Here is a 15,540-nt window from a genome sequence, read left to right as displayed (position 1 = left end):
CGCCCTGCGCGGGCTGCGGGATTTTCTCATTTTCTGTAACAGACCGTTACCAATCCTGCGGATTTACTTAGCAAGCTATCAAAATATATAACAAAGGCCTGCACACGCCTTGCTGCAGATCAATCAGGATTGGAGCTAGCAGATGACCGTTAAAGTGACAGAACGCGACGATTCACACATGTCCCACGAAGGCGTAGCCGCCGGCATCCGTATCTGGGATGTGCATCAACAAGACTTGCTGGTGGGGATGTTTCACTCCGAAAGCGATGCTCACAGCTACCGCATCGAGCTGGAAACCCTGGAGCAGCAGCGCGAAACCGCTACGCGCTGACCTTTGAAAACCGCAGCCGCCAACCCAGCCAAGCGCCGAGGCTGGCGACTGCAGACTCAGTTCAGTTCAGTTCCAGTTGCACAAAGTGCAACGTCTCCTCGACTTTCACAGCCTCCAGTTCGTGGCTGATCCGACCGGAACTGACTTTAGCGAACTGACAATGCCCCTTGCCCATACCATCGTTCCTCACCGCAAATTGCACACTCGGCGGGTACGGCCGGCGTTGATCAAACGGCATGCCACAGGCGATCAGGAAATCAATTTTCGCCTCGATCTGCTCCATCTCATCATCTCGCTCGCCCTCTTCGAGCTGCGCGTAGTCCAGGCAAACATTAATACTAAAAGGGCACTGTTCGATCATCGAGTTAAATAACATCGGACCATAACCCTGCGCCGTATTGTGCTCGGACAGTGCCGAACTTAGCTTGCGCACCTTGATTTTCAAGTTATCTGAAAGCTGAAAGCACCAATAATACTCATCACTGCCGACATTACTGCCAAAGTCGATACCGGAAACATGGCGCTTTGGCCACATCGATAGCTCCGGGAAGCCGCCGTCCAGAAACTTGAAGTTACTCGCCAGCAACACTGAGTTGATTACTTCAAAATATTCACCTTGAGGATCCTCGACCTTGATCAAGCTGGCACAGGTGCCGGCCATCAGGACGACCCTGCCATAGTCATTGAGCGGCAGCCACTTGATGAGCTGCGCGATACTCCCCGGCAGTTGCTCCAGGTAACAACTGCTCAACTGCAGCAGCTCCTCCTCGGTGCCAGCACTGGCCCAGGGGACGTTCCAGAAGAACTCGGGCAAGGTGAAGAACAAGCACTGACTGTCGGCGTAATCATTGATGGTCAGTTCGGCACTCAGGTTCAGCCTGTCACTGACGAATTGAACTCGCCGATCGAGTTCCTGGGTGACATAACTGACGATGCTCTGGCCTGGTTTACGCGACCAGGAGAACTCCGAATGAAAGGTGGGTTGTTGCAAAGACGCAATTGTCACAAACATTAAGCACCTCAGAATCATTAATAGATCAAATACTCCCCTTGCCGTTGAGCCATTAAAAGTTCAACCGCAGGATCGGCATGACACCGACCTGAAGCCAGACATGAATAAATATTAACCGCCGTATAACAGAAGAGCCCGAAAGAGCGTAGCGATACACTCTTTCGGGCTCAACATGTTTGACCTTCTGAAGTACTAACGCATGTGTAGTTGTCGCCAACTACCCATGTCGTATTACCACATCAGGTCATCAGGAATCTGATAGGCCGCGTACGGATCGTCCTCGGCATCGACTTCTTCGGTCTGCACGTTCATCTGCACGATGCGCTGTGGGTCGCGCTCCTGGATCTTCAGCGCCGCCTCACGCGGGATCACTTCGTAGCCGCCGGCGTGGTGCACGATGGCCAAGGAGCCGCTGCTGAGCTTGTTGCGCATCAGGGTGTTGACCGACAGGCGCTTGACCTTCTTGTCGTCAACGAAGTTGTAGTAGTCCTCGGTGGTGAGCTTGGGCAGGCGCGAGACTTCAATCAGTTGCTTGATCTGCGCGGCACGGGCCTTCTGTTCGGCCTTCTCCTGCTGCTGGCGGTTGAGCTCCTGGTCGCGCTTGACCTTCTCGGCCATGGCCTCCTGGGCCAGGCGCTGCTGGCTGTCGTCGAGCTCGATCTGGCCCTTATGAGCCAGGCGTTGTTGCTTCTGCTTTTCTTTGCCGACCTGCTTGGCCTGCTTTTGGTTGACCAGCCCTGCTTTGAGCAACTGGTCGCGAAGGGAAATGCTCATGTGCTTACTCACTTAGGCAACTGCTCAACCGCAGCTGGGCAAATTCTTTTCCTGACGTTTGGCTTCGCCCCACAGGGCGTCCAACTCTTCGAGGGTGCAATTTTCCATGGGTCGGTGGGTGTCGCGCAATGCCTGTTCGATAAATCGGAAACGTCGCTCAAACTTGGCATTGGCCCCGCGCAGCGCGGTTTCCGGGTCGACCTTGAGGTGACGCGCCAGATTGACCACGGAAAACAACAGGTCGCCGACCTCGTCACGGATGGCCGCCTCGTCGTTATCGGCCATGGCCTGGAGCACTTCATCGAGCTCTTCGCGCACCTTGTCGAGCACCGGCAACGCGTGCGGCCAGTCGAACCCCACCTGCCCGGCGCGTTTTTGCAACTTGGCTGCACGGGACAGCGCCGGCAGTGCGCTGGGCACATCGTCGAGCAAAGACAACTGCTCGGGTGCCTGGGACTTCTCGGCCCGCTCTTGGGCCTTGATCTGCTCCCAGTGCTGCTTGACCTGCTCCTCGTTGAGCCGCGGGACATCCAGCGGCGCATACAGCTCGCCGGTCGGGAACACATGGGGATGACGGCGGATCAGTTTGCGAGTGATGCTGTCGATGACGCCGGCGAATTCGAAGCGCCCTTCTTCCCGGGCCAACTGGCTGTAGTACACCACCTGGAACAGCAGGTCGCCCAACTCACCCTGCAAGTGATCGAAGTCGCCGCGCTCGATGGCGTCAGCCACTTCGTAGGCTTCCTCCAGGGTGTGCGGGACGATGCTGGCGTAGGTTTGCTTGATATCCCACGGGCAGCCGTACTGCGGGTCGCGCAGGCGGGCCATGAGGTGGAGCAGGTCTTCAAGTGAATACATCGATCAGTCTCTATTCGCCCCTGTAGGAGCGAGCCTGCTCGCGATGGCGGTGTGTCGGGTAAATTGCCATCGTCAGCAGGCTCGTTGCCACCGTTTCAGGGTGTGCGATTACGCCGGGTCTCAATGATGTTCGGCAACTGGGAAATCCGCCCCAGCAACCGCCCCAAAGCGTCCAGCCCCGGAATCTCGATGGTCAGGGACATCAACGCGGTGTTGTCCTCTTTGTTCGAGCGGGTATTGACCGCCAGCACGTTGATCCGCTCGTTGAGCAGCACTTGCGAGACGTCACGCAGCAGACCGGAACGGTCGTAGGCGCGGATGATGATGTCCACCGGATAGGTGAGCACCGGCACCGGCCCCCAACTGACCTGGATGATCCGTTCGGGCTCGCGCCCGCCCAGTTGCAGCACCGAGGCACAGTCCTGGCGGTGAATGCTGACACCGCGGCCCTGAGTGATGTAGCCGACGATCGCGTCGCCCGGCAACGGCTGGCAGCAGCCGGCCATCTGCGTCATCAGGTTGCCCACGCCCTGGATCTGAATGTCGCCGCGCTTGCCAGGCTTGTAGCCGGTGGCCTTGCGCGGGATCAGTTCCAACTGTTCGTTGCCGCGTTCCGGCTCCACCAGTTGCTGCGCCAGGTTGACCAGTTGGGCCAGGCGCAGATCGCCCGCACCCAAGGCGGCGAACATGTCCTCGGCGGTTTTCATGTTGGCCTTGTCGGCCAGCTTCTCGAAATCCACTTGCGGCAGGCCGAGGCGATTGAGCTCGCGCTCGAGCAAGGTCTTGCCGGCCGCGACGTTCTGGTCGCGGGCCTGCAACTTGAACCAGTGGACAATCTTGGCCCGTGCCCGCGAGGTGGTGATGTAGCCCAGGTTCGGGTTCAGCCAGTCGCGGCTCGGGGTGCCGTGTTTGCTGGTGATGATCTCGACCTGTTCACCGGTTTGCAGGCTGTAGTTGAGCGGCACGATGCGCCCGTTGATCTTCGCGCCACGGCAGTTGTGGCCGATCTCGGTGTGCACGCGGTAGGCAAAATCCAGTGGCGTCGCGCCCTTGGGCAGGTCGATGGCATGACCGTCGGGGGTAAAGATGTACACCCGGTCCGGTTCGATATCGACCCGCAACTGTTCGGCCAGGCCACCGATATCCCCCAGCTCCTCGTGCCACTCGAGCACCTGGCGCAACCAGGAGATTTTCTCTTCGTAGTGGTTGGAGCCGGACTTGACGTCGGTACCCTTGTAGCGCCAGTGCGCACAGACCCCCAGCTCGGCCTCTTCGTGCATGGCGTGGGTGCGGATCTGCACTTCCAGCACCTTGCCCTCGGGACCGATCACCGCCGTGTGCAGCGAACGGTAGCCGTTCTCCTTGGGGTTGGCGATGTAGTCGTCGAACTCCTTGGGAATGTGCCGCCACAGTGTGTGGACGATGCCCAGCGCGGTATAGCAGTCGCGCATTTCCGGCACCAGCACGCGCACTGCGCGTACGTCGTAGATCTGGCTGAACTCCAGACCCTTGCGCTGCATTTTGCGCCAGATCGAATAGATGTGCTTGGCCCGCCCGCTGATGTCGGCGTCGACACCGGTGGCCTGCAACTCGCTCTGCAACTGGTTCATCACGTCGCTGATGAAGCGCTCGCGGTCGAGGCGCCGTTCATGCAGCAACTTGGCGATTTGCTTGTACTGGTCCGGCTCAAGGTAACGGAAGGACAGGTCCTCCAGCTCCCACTTGATATGACCGATGCCCAGGCGGTGGGCCAACGGCGCGTAGATATCGAACACTTCCCGGGCAACCCGGTTGCGCTTTTCGTCGTCGGCGGTTTTCACCGCGCGGATCGCGCAGGTACGCTCGGCGAGTTTGATCAGGGCCACACGGACGTCGTCGACCATGGCCACCAACATCTTGCGCAGGTTTTCTACCTGGCCCTGGGTGCCCAGCACCAAAGACTGGCGCGGGCTCAGGCTGGCGCTGATGGCCGCCATGCGCAGCACGCCGTCGATCAGCTTGCCAACCACCGGGCCAAAGCGCTGGCTGACGTTGGGCAGTTGGATCTGGCCTTCGCGCACGCCACGGTAGAGAATCGCCGCGACCAGGGAGTCCTGGTCGAGCTTGAGGTCGGCGAGAATTTCCGCGATCTCAAGGCCGGTGCGAAAACTCGACGTGCCTTCGGACCACAGATTCTTCGCTGCATTGTCTTGTTGTTCGGCCTGGCGAGCGAACTCGCAGGCTTCCTTCAAGGCTTCGCGATCCAGTGCCGGATCGACACTGACCGCATGATCGAGCCAAGCCTCGAGATTGATACTGCCGTCGGTGTTGATCGGCTGGTGTGCTCTCACCTGTACCATCTTGCTTACCTTCCCTACGACGCAGCTTCAATGCGTCAAATCGCTGACCTTCGTTGCCCATTCGCCCTCGCCGGGCTGCTGCGAGTGCGGCATGGGCGGTCCAGTCGGACCAGACGAGCATCCTAGCTCGCTTCAAATAACGCCATGGCCTCGACATGTGCCGTCTGAGGAAACATATCGAGGATCCCGGCACGTTTTAACCGATAGCCCTGCTTGATCAATTCGACCGTGTCGCGCGCCAGCGTTGCCGGGTTGCACGACACGTATACCAGACGCTTGGCGCCGAGCGAGGCGAGTGTGCGCACCACCTCGAAAGCACCGTCACGCGGTGGGTCCAAGAGTACCGCACAAAAGCGTTCCTCGGCCCATTTGGCATCAGCCAAAGGCTGGGATAAATCGGCCTGAAAAAACCTGGCGTTATGCAGATTGTTGCTAGCGGCGTTGGCAGCAGCGCGCTCGACCATGGTCTGCACGCCTTCCACGGCCACCACTTCTCGCACCTGCTGGGCCAGTGGCAAGGCAAAGTTGCCCAGGCCACAGAACAGGTCCAGCACGCGCTCGTCAGCCGTAGGCTGCAGCCAGTCCAGGGCCTGGGCCACCATCGCCTCGTTGACCGCGGCATTGACCTGGACAAAGTCCCCCGGCCGATACGCCAGTTCCAGGTTCCAGCGCTCCAGTCGATAACCCAGCGCCTGGCTGGCATCCACCGGTTGTGGTTCGCCTTCGCCATGCAGCCACAACTGGGCGTCATGGAAGGCGCAGAATTCCTTGAGGATGTTCAGGTCGCTCTCGGACAACGGCGCCATGTGCCGCAGCAGCACGGCCAGCGAAGAACCAGCGAACAACTCGACATGCCCCAGGGCCTGGGGTTTGCTCAAGCGCCGAAGCATCTCGGGCAAGCGGCTCATGATCGGTTGCAAGGGCTGTACCAGCACCGGGCAATCATCGATACCGACGATGTCCTGGCTACCCGCGGCGCGGAAACCGACTTCCAGCTTCTTTGCCTTGATGTCCCAGCGCACGGCCACCCGGGCACGGCGCCGATAGGCAAACTCCGCCCCACTCAACGGTGCGGCCCACTCCTCGGGCTCGACCCCTGCCACCTTCGACAACTGCTCGGCGAGCATGCGCTGTTTCAGGGCCAGTTGTTCATTGTGGGGCAAATGCTGCACGCTGCAGCCACCGCAGCGCCCGGCATGGGCGCAAGGGGCAGGACGGCGCAGGTCATTGGCGACAAACACCCGCTCGGTACGCGCCTCGACCACTTTGCCGTGGGCGCCCAGGACCCGCGCCTCGACCTCCTCGCCGGCCAGGGCGCCGATGACGAACCAGGTGCGCCCTTCGAAAAACGCGATGCCACGACCATCGTTGGCCAGGCGCTCGATGCTCAAGCGCTGCTTTTTACCGGTCGGGATTTGCGGGGCCTTGCTGCCGCCCGTGGGCTGGAAACGCAGGCCTCTCTGTTGCTTGGCCATCAGTTGGGCGCGTCGAAAATGCCGGTCGACAAGTAACGGTCGCCCCGGTCGCAGATGATCGCGACGATCACCGCGTTTTCAACTTCCCGGGACAGCCGCAACATCGCCGCCACCGCGCCACCCGAGGACACGCCACAGAAGATGCCTTCCTCGCGGGCCAGTCGGCGGGTCACGTCTTCGGCTTCGCTCTGGGCCATGTCGACGATCCGGTCGACGCGCTCGGCCTGGTAGATCTTCGGCAGGTATTCCTGGGGCCAGCGCCGGATGCCCGGAATCGCCGAGCCTTCCATCGGCTGCAGACCGACGATCTGCACGCTGGCGCTCTGCTCTTTCAGGTAGCGCGAAACGCCCATGATGGTTCCGGTGGTGCCCATGGAACTGACAAAGTGGGTAATAGTGCCCTGGGTCTGGCGCCAGATCTCCGGACCGGTGGTGGTGTAGTGCGCCTCGGGGTTGTCCCCGTTGGCGAACTGGTCCAGCACCTTGCCACGGCCTTCGGCCTCCATGCGCTGGGCCAGGTCGCGGGCGCCTTCCATGCCCTCTTCCTGGCTGACCAGGATCAGTTCGGCGCCATAGGCCGTCATCGCGGCCTTGCGCTCGGCGCTGGAGTTGTCGGGCATGATCAGGATCATCTTGTAACCCTTGATCGCCGCCGCCATGGCCAGGGCGATCCCGGTGTTGCCGGAGGTCGCCTCGATCAGGGTGTCGCCGGCATGGATCTGCCCACGCAGTTCGGCACGGGTGATCATCGACAGCGCCGGACGGTCCTTGACCGAACCCGCCGGGTTATTGCCCTCGAGCTTGAGCAGCAGGGTGTTGCTGGTCTCGCCAGGCAGGCGCTGCAAACGGACCAGCGGGGTGTTGCCGACGCAATCGGCGATAGTTGGGTACTGCAAGGTCATGGCGTATTCGCAATCCAGACTGCGGGGGCGCCCATCATACCGGCAAACGTGCGCCGGCCATATCACGCAAAGTGCGGTGCTTATGGCTGATAGCTATAAGCGCTACGCCTGCGTCTCATCAAGCGACCGGTGCATGGGCCAGCAAGCGCAGGTGCAGGCGTAATCCCACCTCGGTGTTCTGCGCCCACAACTGCCCGCCCTGGCGTTGCACGGCATTCCTGGCAATGCTCAAGCCCAGCCCGAAACCGCCATTGCCGGGGCGCGAACCGTCGAGGCGGGTAAAGGGCAGGAAGATCCGTTCCAGGTCGGCTTCCGCTACCCCGCCGCCCTGATCCTCCAGCCACAGGTGCCAGAACTCGCCATCGCGTCGGCCGTCGAGGCGTACACTGGCGCCCTGGGGCGAATGGCGGATGGCGTTGCGCAGGATATTTTCCAGGGCCTGGGCCAAGGTATTGAGGTTACCGCGCACCCAGCATTCGGCGCCCACCGCACATTGCAGCTGGGTACTGGGCCAGGCGCTTTCGTAGCAGGCGTTTTCCGTGAGCATCTCCCACAGGGCCTGCACCTGGATCGCCTCGTCCGGCAGGGGCGCACGCTCGGTGTCGAGCCAGGCCAGTTGCAGGGTGTCCTCGACCAGGCGCTGCATGCCGTCGACCTCACGGCCGATGCGTTCGCGCAGTTGCGCCAGGTCCTGTTCGCTTTCGCTGGCCACCCGCAGGCGACTCAGCGGGGTGCGCAGTTCGTGGGACAGGTCACGCAGCAACTGTTGCTGCAGCGCCACCGTGCTTTGCAGGCGTTCGGACATGTGATCGAACGCGCGCCCCAGCTCACCCAGCTCATCCTTGCGGTTGGTGGTCTGGCTCGACAGGCGCACGCCCAACTGATCCGCCCGCCAGGCGTTGGCCTGCTCGCGCAAATTGTTCAGCGGGACCACCAGCAAGCGGTACAGGCCCACGCACAGGAGCAAGGTGAACAGCCCGGGAATCACCCCGTTGGTGATCACCCGCCAGAACACTTGGTAGCGCCCGGGCATGAAGCGCTTGGGCAATTCGAGCACCAGGCTGCCGACGCTCGGATCCTGTGGAAAAGGGATACGCAGCCCGGGCAGGCGTTTGCTGTGGATCGGCCACTCCATGTCGCGCAAAAACGTCAGGCGCTGGATCTGCGGGTCGGTCAGTTCGTGGCTGCCCAAGGATTGCAGCTCATTGCTGATGACCCCCACCCAGCCTTTCTCACGCTGGCCCATGCCCAGCAGCCAGGCATCGACGCCTGCGTGCTGTCCCTGCTGCCAGGCCTGCTCGGCCTCGGCGGCGTAGCCCAGCAGGGTGGCTCGGGCCTCGGGGGACAGGAACTGGTTTTGCTTTTCCATGTAGCGGCCCCAGGACCAGCTCAACCCGATCATCAGCAGGCAGAAGGCAACCAGCAGACAGGCCAGTTTCCAGAACAGGGAATGTTTGCCGGGGACGTCAGAGCACTTCATCGACAGCGCTCAAGACGTAACCCTTGCCCCACACCGTGCGCACTTCGCGCTCGCTGTAGCCGATGGCCTTGAGCTTGCGCCGGATCTGGCTGATGTGCATGTCCAGGCTGCGGTCGTGGGGTGCGTAGCCGCGTTGCAACACGTGCTGATAAAGGAAGGCCTTGCTCAGGACTTCGTCGCCGTTGCGGCTCAAGGTCTCCAGCAGCCGGTACTCACTGCGGGTCAGGCCGGCCCACTGCTCGCCGAAATACACATCACACAGTTCGTCGTCGAACCGCAGGCTGTGGGCTTCCGTGTTGAGGGTTGGCGGCACATGGCGGCGGTCCAGGGCGACCCGCCGCAGGATGGCTTCAATGCGCACGCGCAACTCGGCCATGCTGAAGGGTTTGGGCAGGTAGTCGTCGGCGCCCAGGCGAAAACCACTGATGCGATCCGCTTCCGCCCCCAGCGCCGACATCAGCAGCACGGGCGTCGAGTCGCTGGTGCGCAGGTCGGTCAGCACCGCCAGGCCGTCCATGCCCGGCAACAGAATGTCCATCAACACCACGTCGAAGGCCTGGGTACGGGCCAGCGCCAGCCCTTCCTTGCCATTCTGGCACCAGGTGACCTGGAAACCACAACGCCCCAGGTGCTCATGCACATAAGCACCGAGCACGAGGTCGTCTTCTATCGCCAGGATCCGGGGAGGGCCAACAGGTACGGGAGTCATTAGCTTCTGCAAGTAATTCTCAATCACTGATTATTCAAGATTGCCCGGTCATGAGCAACCCGCGAGACTGCCCGACGCCATGAAGCTGGCGACGATGCCGGGCAATTTGCCGAGATTGCCTGCCTGCAAATCGCTACACTGCGCAGGTATTGCGTGCCAGATGGGCGCATCGGTGATCGATGAACGACGTGAGAGCAGGAGAGTGGCGTGCTGAAAAAAATGGGGATCAAAGGTCGCGTGCTCCTGCTGACCTTGCTGCCGACCAGCCTCATGGCCCTGGTCCTGGGGGGCTATTTCACCTGGATGCAGCAGTCCGACCTGCAGACCCAACTGCTCAAGCGCGGTGAAATGATCGCCGAACAGCTGGCGCCCCTGGTGGCACCGGCCATGGGTCATCAGAACGAAGCGTTGCTGGAACGCATCGCCACCCAGTCGCTGGAGCAGCAGGACGTGCGCGCCGTGTCGTTCCTCGCCCCCGACCGCAGCCTGGTGGCGCATGCCGGCCCCTTGATGCTCAACCAGGCGCCGACCGGTGACAGCTCGCACCTGCTGCGCCGCTCCGGCAGCGATGCCACCCGTTACCTGCTGCCGGTGTTCGGCAAGCACCGTAACCTGGCCGGCGAAGTGATTCCTGACGAAGCCGATCGCCTGCTGGGCTGGGTCGAGCTGGAGCTGTCCCACAACGGTATGTTACTGCGGGGCTATCGCAGCCTGTTCGCCAGCCTGCTGCTGATTGTCGGCGGGCTGATCTGCACCGCCCTGCTCGCCCTGCGCATGGGCCGCACCATCAATAACCCGCTCAATAGCATCAAGCAGGCCGTGGCCCAGCTCAAGGACGGCCATCTGGAAACCCGCCTGCCACCACTGGGCAGCCAGGAACTGGATGAACTGGCCTCGGGCATCAACCGCATGGCCAGCACCCTGCAAAATGCCCAGGAAGAATTGCAGCACAGCATCGACCAGGCCACCGAAGACGTGCGCCAGAACCTGGAGACCATCGAGATCCAGAACATCGAGCTGGACCTGGCGCGCAAGGAAGCCCTGGAGGCGAGCCGGATCAAGTCCGAGTTCCTCGCCAACATGAGCCACGAGATCCGCACCCCGCTCAACGGCATCCTCGGATTTACCCACCTGCTGCAAAAGAGCGAACTCACCCCGCGTCAGCTCGATTACCTGGGGACCATCGAAAAGTCCGCCGACAGCCTGCTGGGGATCATCAACGAGATTCTCGACTTTTCGAAAATCGAGGCCGGCAAGCTGGTGCTCGACAGTATTCCGTTCAACCTGCGCGACCTGCTGCAGGACACCCTGACCATCCTCGCCCCCGCCGCTCACGCCAAGCAGCTGGAGCTGGTGAGCCTGGTCTACCGCGACACACCGCTGTCGCTGGTGGGGGATCCGCTGCGCCTCAAGCAGATCCTGACCAACCTGGTGAGCAACGCCATCAAGTTCACCCGCGAAGGCACCATCGTTGCCCGCGCCATGCTCGAAGACGAGTTCGAAGACAGCGTGCAATTGCGCATCAGCATTCAGGACACGGGCATCGGCCTGTCCAACCAGGATGTCCGCGCCCTGTTCCAGGCCTTCAGCCAGGCCGACAACTCCTTGTCCCGCCAGCCCGGCGGCACGGGGTTGGGGCTGGTGATCTCGAAGCGGTTGATCGAACAGATGGGCGGCGAGATCGGGGTCGACAGTACTCCGGGCGAAGGCTCGGAATTCTGGATCAGCCTGAGCCTGCCCAAGGCCCGCGACGACGTCGAGGACCTGCCCGCCGCACCACTGCTGGGGCGACGCGTCGCGGTCCTGGAAAACCATGAGCTGGCACGCCAGGCCTTGCAGCATCAACTGCAGGACTGCGGCCTGGAAGTCACCCCGTTCAACACCCTGGAAAGCCTGGCCAACGGCGTCACCGTGGCGCATCAGACCGAACACGCGATCGACCTGGCGGTCCTGGGTATCACCTCCAACGACATGCCCCCGGAGCGGCTCAACCAACACATCTGGGACCTTGAGCACCTGGGTTGCAAGGTGTTGGTGTTGTGCCCGACCACCGAACAGACGCTGTTCCACCTCTCGGTCCCCAACCCCCACAGCCAGTTGCAGGCCAAGCCGGCCTGCACCCGCAAATTGCGCCGTGCCTTGTCCGACCTGCTGACCCCACGGCAGGTGCGCAACGAACCTGGCGAGCCACTGTCCAGCCGTCCACCCAAGGTGCTCTGCGTAGACGACAACCCGGCCAATCTGTTGCTGGTGCAAACCCTGCTCGAAGACATGGGAGCCAAGGTACTGGCAGTGGAAAGTGGTTACGCGGCGATCAAGGCCGTGCAGACCGAAACCTTCGACCTGGTGCTGATGGATGTGCAGATGCCCGGCATGGACGGGCGCCAGACCACCGAAGCCATTCGCCAATGGGAAAGTGAGCGGCATTGCACGCCACTGCCGATCGTCGCCCTCACGGCGCACGCCATGGCCAATGAAAAACGCGCGTTGCTGCAAAGCGGCATGGACGACTACCTGACCAAACCCATCAGCGAACGCCAACTGGCGCAGGTGGTGTTGAAGTGGACGGGGCTGGCGCTGCGCAATCACGCGCCGGAGCGCGCCGACTCCTTTGGCAGCACCAGCGACCTGTTGGTGCTTGACCCGGATGAAGGTCTGCGCCTGGCCGCCGGCAAGGCCGACTTGGCCGCCGACATGCTGGCCATGCTGCTGGCGTCGCTTGCGGCTGACCGCGAGGCGATCCGTGCTGCCCGCCATAGCCATGACCACAATGCCTTGATCGAGCGGGTCCACCGCTTGCACGGCGCCACACGCTATTGCGGGGTCCCGCAGTTGCGCGCAGCCTGCCAGCGCAGTGAAACCCTGCTCAAGCAGCAAGACCCCAAGGCCCATGCGGCGCTGGAAGAACTGGAGCGGGCGATCAACCGCCTGGCCCTGCAAGCCCGGATCAGTGCCTGATCCAGGGCAAGGGTGCCGGGCGCACCAGGCATTAAACTCAACGTTTACCTGTAGCAACTGGCGAAGCCTGCGTTCGGTGGCGCAGCCGTCGTGAATTCAGACGCAGTGGTTTGTCAGGCAGACCGCGTGTGCCGGGTTTACGACGGCTGCGCCACCGAACGCAGCCTGCGTCAGCTGCTACATCCGTCGATTCCAGGAGGACCGCATGCGCACTATGCTCTTCAGCAGCCAGACCTACGACCGCGACAGTTTTCTCGCCGCGCCGGCCGACGCCACTATTGAGCTGCACTTCCAGGCGGCACGCCTGAGCCTGGACACCGTGGCCCTGGCCGAGCGGTTCGAGGTGGTCTGCGCCTTTATCAATGACGACCTCAGCGCGCCGGTGCTGGAGCACCTGGCGGCTGGCGGTACGCGCTTGATCGCCCTGCGCTCGGCCGGCTACAACCACGTCGACCTGGCGGCCGCCAAGCGCCTGGGCCTGAGCGTGGTCCGCGTACCGGCGTACTCGCCCCATGCGGTGGCCGAACATGCGGTGGCGCTGATTTTGGCGCTCAACCGGCGCCTGCACCGCGCCTACAACCGCACCCGCGAAGGCGACTTTACCCTGCACGGGCTGACCGGCTTTGACCTCTATGGCAAGACGGTGGGGGTGGTCGGTACCGGGCAAATCGGCGCCACCTTCGCCAGAATCATGGCCGGCTTCGGCTGCCAGTTGCTGGCCTACGATCCCTACCCCAACCCTGAGGTACAGGCTCTCGGCGCGCGCTACCTGCCCCTGGCCGAATTGCTCGCCGAGGCGCAAATCATCAGCCTGCACTGCCCCTTGACCGCCGACAGCAAGCACCTGATCAACAGCCAGTCACTGGCACGCCTGCAACCCGGCGCCATGTTGATCAACACCGGTCGCGGTGCCCTGGTGGACACCCCGGCGCTGATCGAAGCCCTGAAAAGCGGGCAACTGGGCTACCTGGGGCTGGACGTCTATGAAGAAGAAGCCGAACTGTTCTTCGAGGACCGCTCCGACCTGCCCTTGCAGGACGACGTCCTGGCGCGGCTACTGACCTTTCCCAACGTGATCGTCACCGCCCACCAGGCGTTCCTGACCCGTGAGGCCCTGGCGGCCATTGCCACGACTACCTTGCAGAACATTGCCGAGTGGGCGGCAGGCACCCCGCAAAACCGTGTCGAAGGCTGAAGCGGGCTGATCGAAGGTCACATCCACGAACCATGGGCGAGGGTTTCGCGTGCTAGCATATCGGCCATATTTGGAGGACCCATGGTCGAACACGATTTCCGCTACAGCCTGATGAACCCGCAACACACCCTGATCGAATGCCGCACCCTCGCGCCGGGACGTTATCAAGTCACCGGCAACGGTGGCTCGATTCGCGCCGCCGACGTGTTGCTGGTCACCCTCAAGGGCAGCAAGGACTTGTCCATGCGCCTGACCGTCGAGAACGTCCGTCACCTGCTCAAGCCGATGGGCCAGTGGGTTGCCATGGCCAACGGCCCGGTGTTCGGTGAATTGGCGATCCACAGCTGGCAGGTCAACTGCGACAGCTGCGCCAAGGAGCTCAAGTTCGAGTTCGCGGTCGACACCTCGCTGGGCAACAAGGCCGAAAAACCGGCCGCCACCGCGCGGATCGCCGAACTGGGCTGGACCACCGCCGGCGAGAAGCACCTGTGCCCGAAATGCCAGGAGCCTGCGTGATGAAACACCTTGTGCTCGTCGGGATGGCGGCTGCGGGCCTGTTGGGGTGCGCGGCGCAGCCGATGAAACTGCAACAGGAGCGCAGCTACATCCTGGAGTGGATCGGTGAACGTCCGCTGATCGACAGCAGCCACCTGACCATCACCCTGGGTGAAGACGGCCGCGCCTACGGCAACGGTGGCTGCAACCATTGGTTCGCCCCCTATACCCTGGACGGCAACCAACTGAGCTTCGGTAAAGTCGGCAGCACCCGCAAGCTGTGTGCACCGGCCCTGATGGAGCAGGAGAGACGCTTCCTGCAGGCGCTGGAAACCGTGCAACGCTGGGACATCTCGCCCATCGAACAAGTGCGCTTCTGGCCCGCCACCGGCAAACCTCTGCGCTGGTGGCCGGAAGAGGGCTGACCGGCCCATGATCGTTGATCGTTCCCACGCTCCGTGGGAACGATCAGGTGGCACCAAGCGTCGCCTCAGTTCTTCGCCTGCAACGCTTGCAGCTTGGCTATCACCCCCGCCGCCGTCTGCTCGCCCAGCAATTGCTCACGCACCTTGCCCTTGTCGTCGATGATGTAAGTCACCGGCAGCGCTTCGCTGCGTGGCAGTTCAAAACGTTCGGCCGGGTCCTGGGCCAGGACGGTAAAGCCGATACCCAATTTGTTGCTGGCGCTCTTGAGTTCTTCGCCCTGCACATTGTCGAAATTGACCCCGAATACATTGATCTTCTGGCTCTTGAGCTGTTCGGCCAGGGCGTTGAGCTCAGGGATTTCGGTCCGGCAGGGGCCACACCACTCAGCCCAGTAATTGAGCACCAACCATTTGTCGTCCAGGCGTTCCGCTGCCACCTTCTGGCCCAACTGATCAGTGCCGTAGTCATACCCACAGCCTGCCAGCAGCAGGGTGGTGAAAAGTGCCAATGCCGCGCTCAATCGCCTTGTCATGGGGCTGATCCTTACTCGATAAATAAATAGCGCTGCGACCCATCGCCTGCGAAG

14 protein-coding genes are annotated in these 15,540 nt (G+C 62.1%); 5 read left to right on the top strand and 9 right to left on the bottom strand.

The annotated features are described in order from the left end of the window. The first annotated feature begins 142 nt into the window (after positions 1 to 142). Positions 143 to 331: a hypothetical protein gene (locus AACY45_RS00685; RefSeq protein WP_095170347.1), complete on the top strand. Its 189-nt coding sequence runs from the start codon at positions 143 to 145 to the stop codon at positions 329 to 331. 61 nt (positions 332 to 392) lie between these two features. Here the strand turns inward: AACY45_RS00685 and AACY45_RS00680 are convergent, their stop codons facing one another. From AACY45_RS00680 to AACY45_RS00645, 8 genes are all read right to left on the bottom strand, one after another. Further along, on the bottom strand, positions 393 to 1,343 hold the full coding sequence (locus tag AACY45_RS00680) for a hypothetical protein (protein ID WP_339543683.1): 951 nt from the start codon (positions 1,341 to 1,343) through the stop codon (positions 393 to 395). A gap of 231 nt (positions 1,344 to 1,574) precedes the next feature. Then, positions 1,575 to 2,117, bottom strand: a complete 543-nt coding sequence (locus tag AACY45_RS00675; RefSeq protein ID WP_339543682.1) for a DUF2058 domain-containing protein — start codon at positions 2,115 to 2,117, stop codon at positions 1,575 to 1,577. A gap of 24 nt (positions 2,118 to 2,141) precedes the next feature. After that, positions 2,142 to 2,975, bottom strand: a complete 834-nt coding sequence (mazG, locus tag AACY45_RS00670) for a nucleoside triphosphate pyrophosphohydrolase (RefSeq protein WP_339543681.1) — start codon at positions 2,973 to 2,975, stop codon at positions 2,142 to 2,144. A 95-nt stretch (positions 2,976 to 3,070) separates the two neighbouring features. Continuing rightward, positions 3,071 to 5,314 carry a GTP diphosphokinase gene (gene relA, locus AACY45_RS00665; protein WP_339543680.1) on the bottom strand — a complete coding sequence of 748 codons (2,244 nt, stop codon included), beginning with the start codon at positions 5,312 to 5,314 and terminating at the stop codon, positions 3,071 to 3,073. A 122-nt stretch (positions 5,315 to 5,436) separates the two neighbouring features. Beyond that, positions 5,437 to 6,789 carry a 23S rRNA (uracil(1939)-C(5))-methyltransferase RlmD gene (gene rlmD, locus AACY45_RS00660; protein WP_339543679.1) on the bottom strand — a complete coding sequence of 451 codons (1,353 nt, stop codon included), beginning with the start codon at positions 6,787 to 6,789 and terminating at the stop codon, positions 5,437 to 5,439. Beyond that, positions 6,789 to 7,691: a cysteine synthase CysM gene (gene cysM / locus AACY45_RS00655; RefSeq protein WP_166589115.1), complete on the bottom strand. Its 903-nt coding sequence runs from the start codon at positions 7,689 to 7,691 to the stop codon at positions 6,789 to 6,791. The genes rlmD and cysM overlap by 1 nt, the downstream gene beginning before the upstream one ends. 118 nt (positions 7,692 to 7,809) lie before the next feature. After that, positions 7,810 to 9,171 (bottom strand): sensor histidine kinase, encoded by a 1,362-nt coding sequence (locus AACY45_RS00650; RefSeq protein WP_339543678.1) that lies wholly within the window; start codon positions 9,169 to 9,171, stop codon positions 7,810 to 7,812. Further along, on the bottom strand, positions 9,158 to 9,880 hold the full coding sequence (locus AACY45_RS00645) for a response regulator transcription factor (protein ID WP_339543677.1): 723 nt from the start codon (positions 9,878 to 9,880) through the stop codon (positions 9,158 to 9,160). Before AACY45_RS00645 ends, AACY45_RS00650 begins: the two co-directional genes overlap by 14 nt. A 207-nt stretch (positions 9,881 to 10,087) precedes the next feature. Here AACY45_RS00645 and AACY45_RS00640 point away from each other — a divergent pair, with 207 nt between their 5' ends. The 4 genes from AACY45_RS00640 (at position 10,088) to AACY45_RS00625 (ending at position 14,953) form a co-directional block, all read left to right on the top strand. Further along, positions 10,088 to 12,838, top strand: a complete 2,751-nt coding sequence (locus tag AACY45_RS00640) for a response regulator (RefSeq protein ID WP_339543676.1) — start codon at positions 10,088 to 10,090, stop codon at positions 12,836 to 12,838. A 205-nt stretch (positions 12,839 to 13,043) separates the two neighbouring features. Continuing rightward, on the top strand, positions 13,044 to 14,033 hold the full coding sequence (locus AACY45_RS00635; RefSeq protein ID WP_339543675.1) for a 2-hydroxyacid dehydrogenase: 990 nt from the start codon (positions 13,044 to 13,046) through the stop codon (positions 14,031 to 14,033). A gap of 81 nt (positions 14,034 to 14,114) precedes the next feature. Further along, positions 14,115 to 14,549: a hypothetical protein gene (locus tag AACY45_RS00630; RefSeq protein ID WP_339543674.1), complete on the top strand. Its 435-nt coding sequence runs from the start codon at positions 14,115 to 14,117 to the stop codon at positions 14,547 to 14,549. After that, the gene (locus tag AACY45_RS00625) at positions 14,549 to 14,953 is read left to right on the top strand and encodes an META domain-containing protein (RefSeq protein WP_339543673.1); all 405 of its coding nucleotides are present in this window, start codon (positions 14,549 to 14,551) and stop codon (positions 14,951 to 14,953) included. The genes AACY45_RS00630 and AACY45_RS00625 overlap by 1 nt, the downstream gene beginning before the upstream one ends. 65 nt (positions 14,954 to 15,018) lie before the next feature. On the opposite strand, the gene AACY45_RS00620 is transcribed toward AACY45_RS00625, so the two are convergent. Beyond that, on the bottom strand, positions 15,019 to 15,486 hold the full coding sequence (locus AACY45_RS00620) for a TlpA disulfide reductase family protein (protein ID WP_339543672.1): 468 nt from the start codon (positions 15,484 to 15,486) through the stop codon (positions 15,019 to 15,021). Between the last annotated feature and the right edge of the window lie 54 nt (positions 15,487 to 15,540).

The sequence above is a fragment of the Pseudomonas sp. RA_35y_Pfl2_P32 genome (assembly GCF_963970735.1).
In the GTDB taxonomy this organism is placed as follows: Bacteria; Pseudomonadota; Gammaproteobacteria; order Pseudomonadales; family Pseudomonadaceae; genus Aquipseudomonas.
The sequence above is the reverse complement of the archived record's forward strand: the minus strand, read 5'-3'. Positions and strand labels throughout refer to the sequence as shown.

Coding starts and splice junctions, on each gene's coding strand:
- AACY45_RS00685 (WP_095170347.1), top strand. CDS start 143: ATGACCGTTAAAGTGACAGAACGCGACGATTCACACATGTCCCACGAA.
- AACY45_RS00680 (WP_339543683.1), bottom strand. CDS start 1,343: ATGTTTGTGACAATTGCGTCTTTGCAACAACCCACCTTTCATTCGGAG.
- AACY45_RS00675 (WP_339543682.1), bottom strand. CDS start 2,117: ATGAGCATTTCCCTTCGCGACCAGTTGCTCAAAGCAGGGCTGGTCAAC.
- mazG (WP_339543681.1), bottom strand. CDS start 2,975: ATGTATTCACTTGAAGACCTGCTCCACCTCATGGCCCGCCTGCGCGAC.
- relA (WP_339543680.1), bottom strand. CDS start 5,314: ATGGTACAGGTGAGAGCACACCAGCCGATCAACACCGACGGCAGTATC.
- rlmD (WP_339543679.1), bottom strand. CDS start 6,789: ATGGCCAAGCAACAGAGAGGCCTGCGTTTCCAGCCCACGGGCGGCAGC.
- cysM (WP_166589115.1), bottom strand. CDS start 7,691: ATGACCTTGCAGTACCCAACTATCGCCGATTGCGTCGGCAACACCCCG.
- AACY45_RS00650 (WP_339543678.1), bottom strand. CDS start 9,171: ATGAAGTGCTCTGACGTCCCCGGCAAACATTCCCTGTTCTGGAAACTG.
- AACY45_RS00645 (WP_339543677.1), bottom strand. CDS start 9,880: ATGACTCCCGTACCTGTTGGCCCTCCCCGGATCCTGGCGATAGAAGAC.
- AACY45_RS00635 (WP_339543675.1), top strand. CDS start 13,044: ATGCGCACTATGCTCTTCAGCAGCCAGACCTACGACCGCGACAGTTTT.
- AACY45_RS00630 (WP_339543674.1), top strand. CDS start 14,115: ATGGTCGAACACGATTTCCGCTACAGCCTGATGAACCCGCAACACACC.
- AACY45_RS00625 (WP_339543673.1), top strand. CDS start 14,549: ATGAAACACCTTGTGCTCGTCGGGATGGCGGCTGCGGGCCTGTTGGGG.
- AACY45_RS00620 (WP_339543672.1), bottom strand. CDS start 15,486: ATGACAAGGCGATTGAGCGCGGCATTGGCACTTTTCACCACCCTGCTG.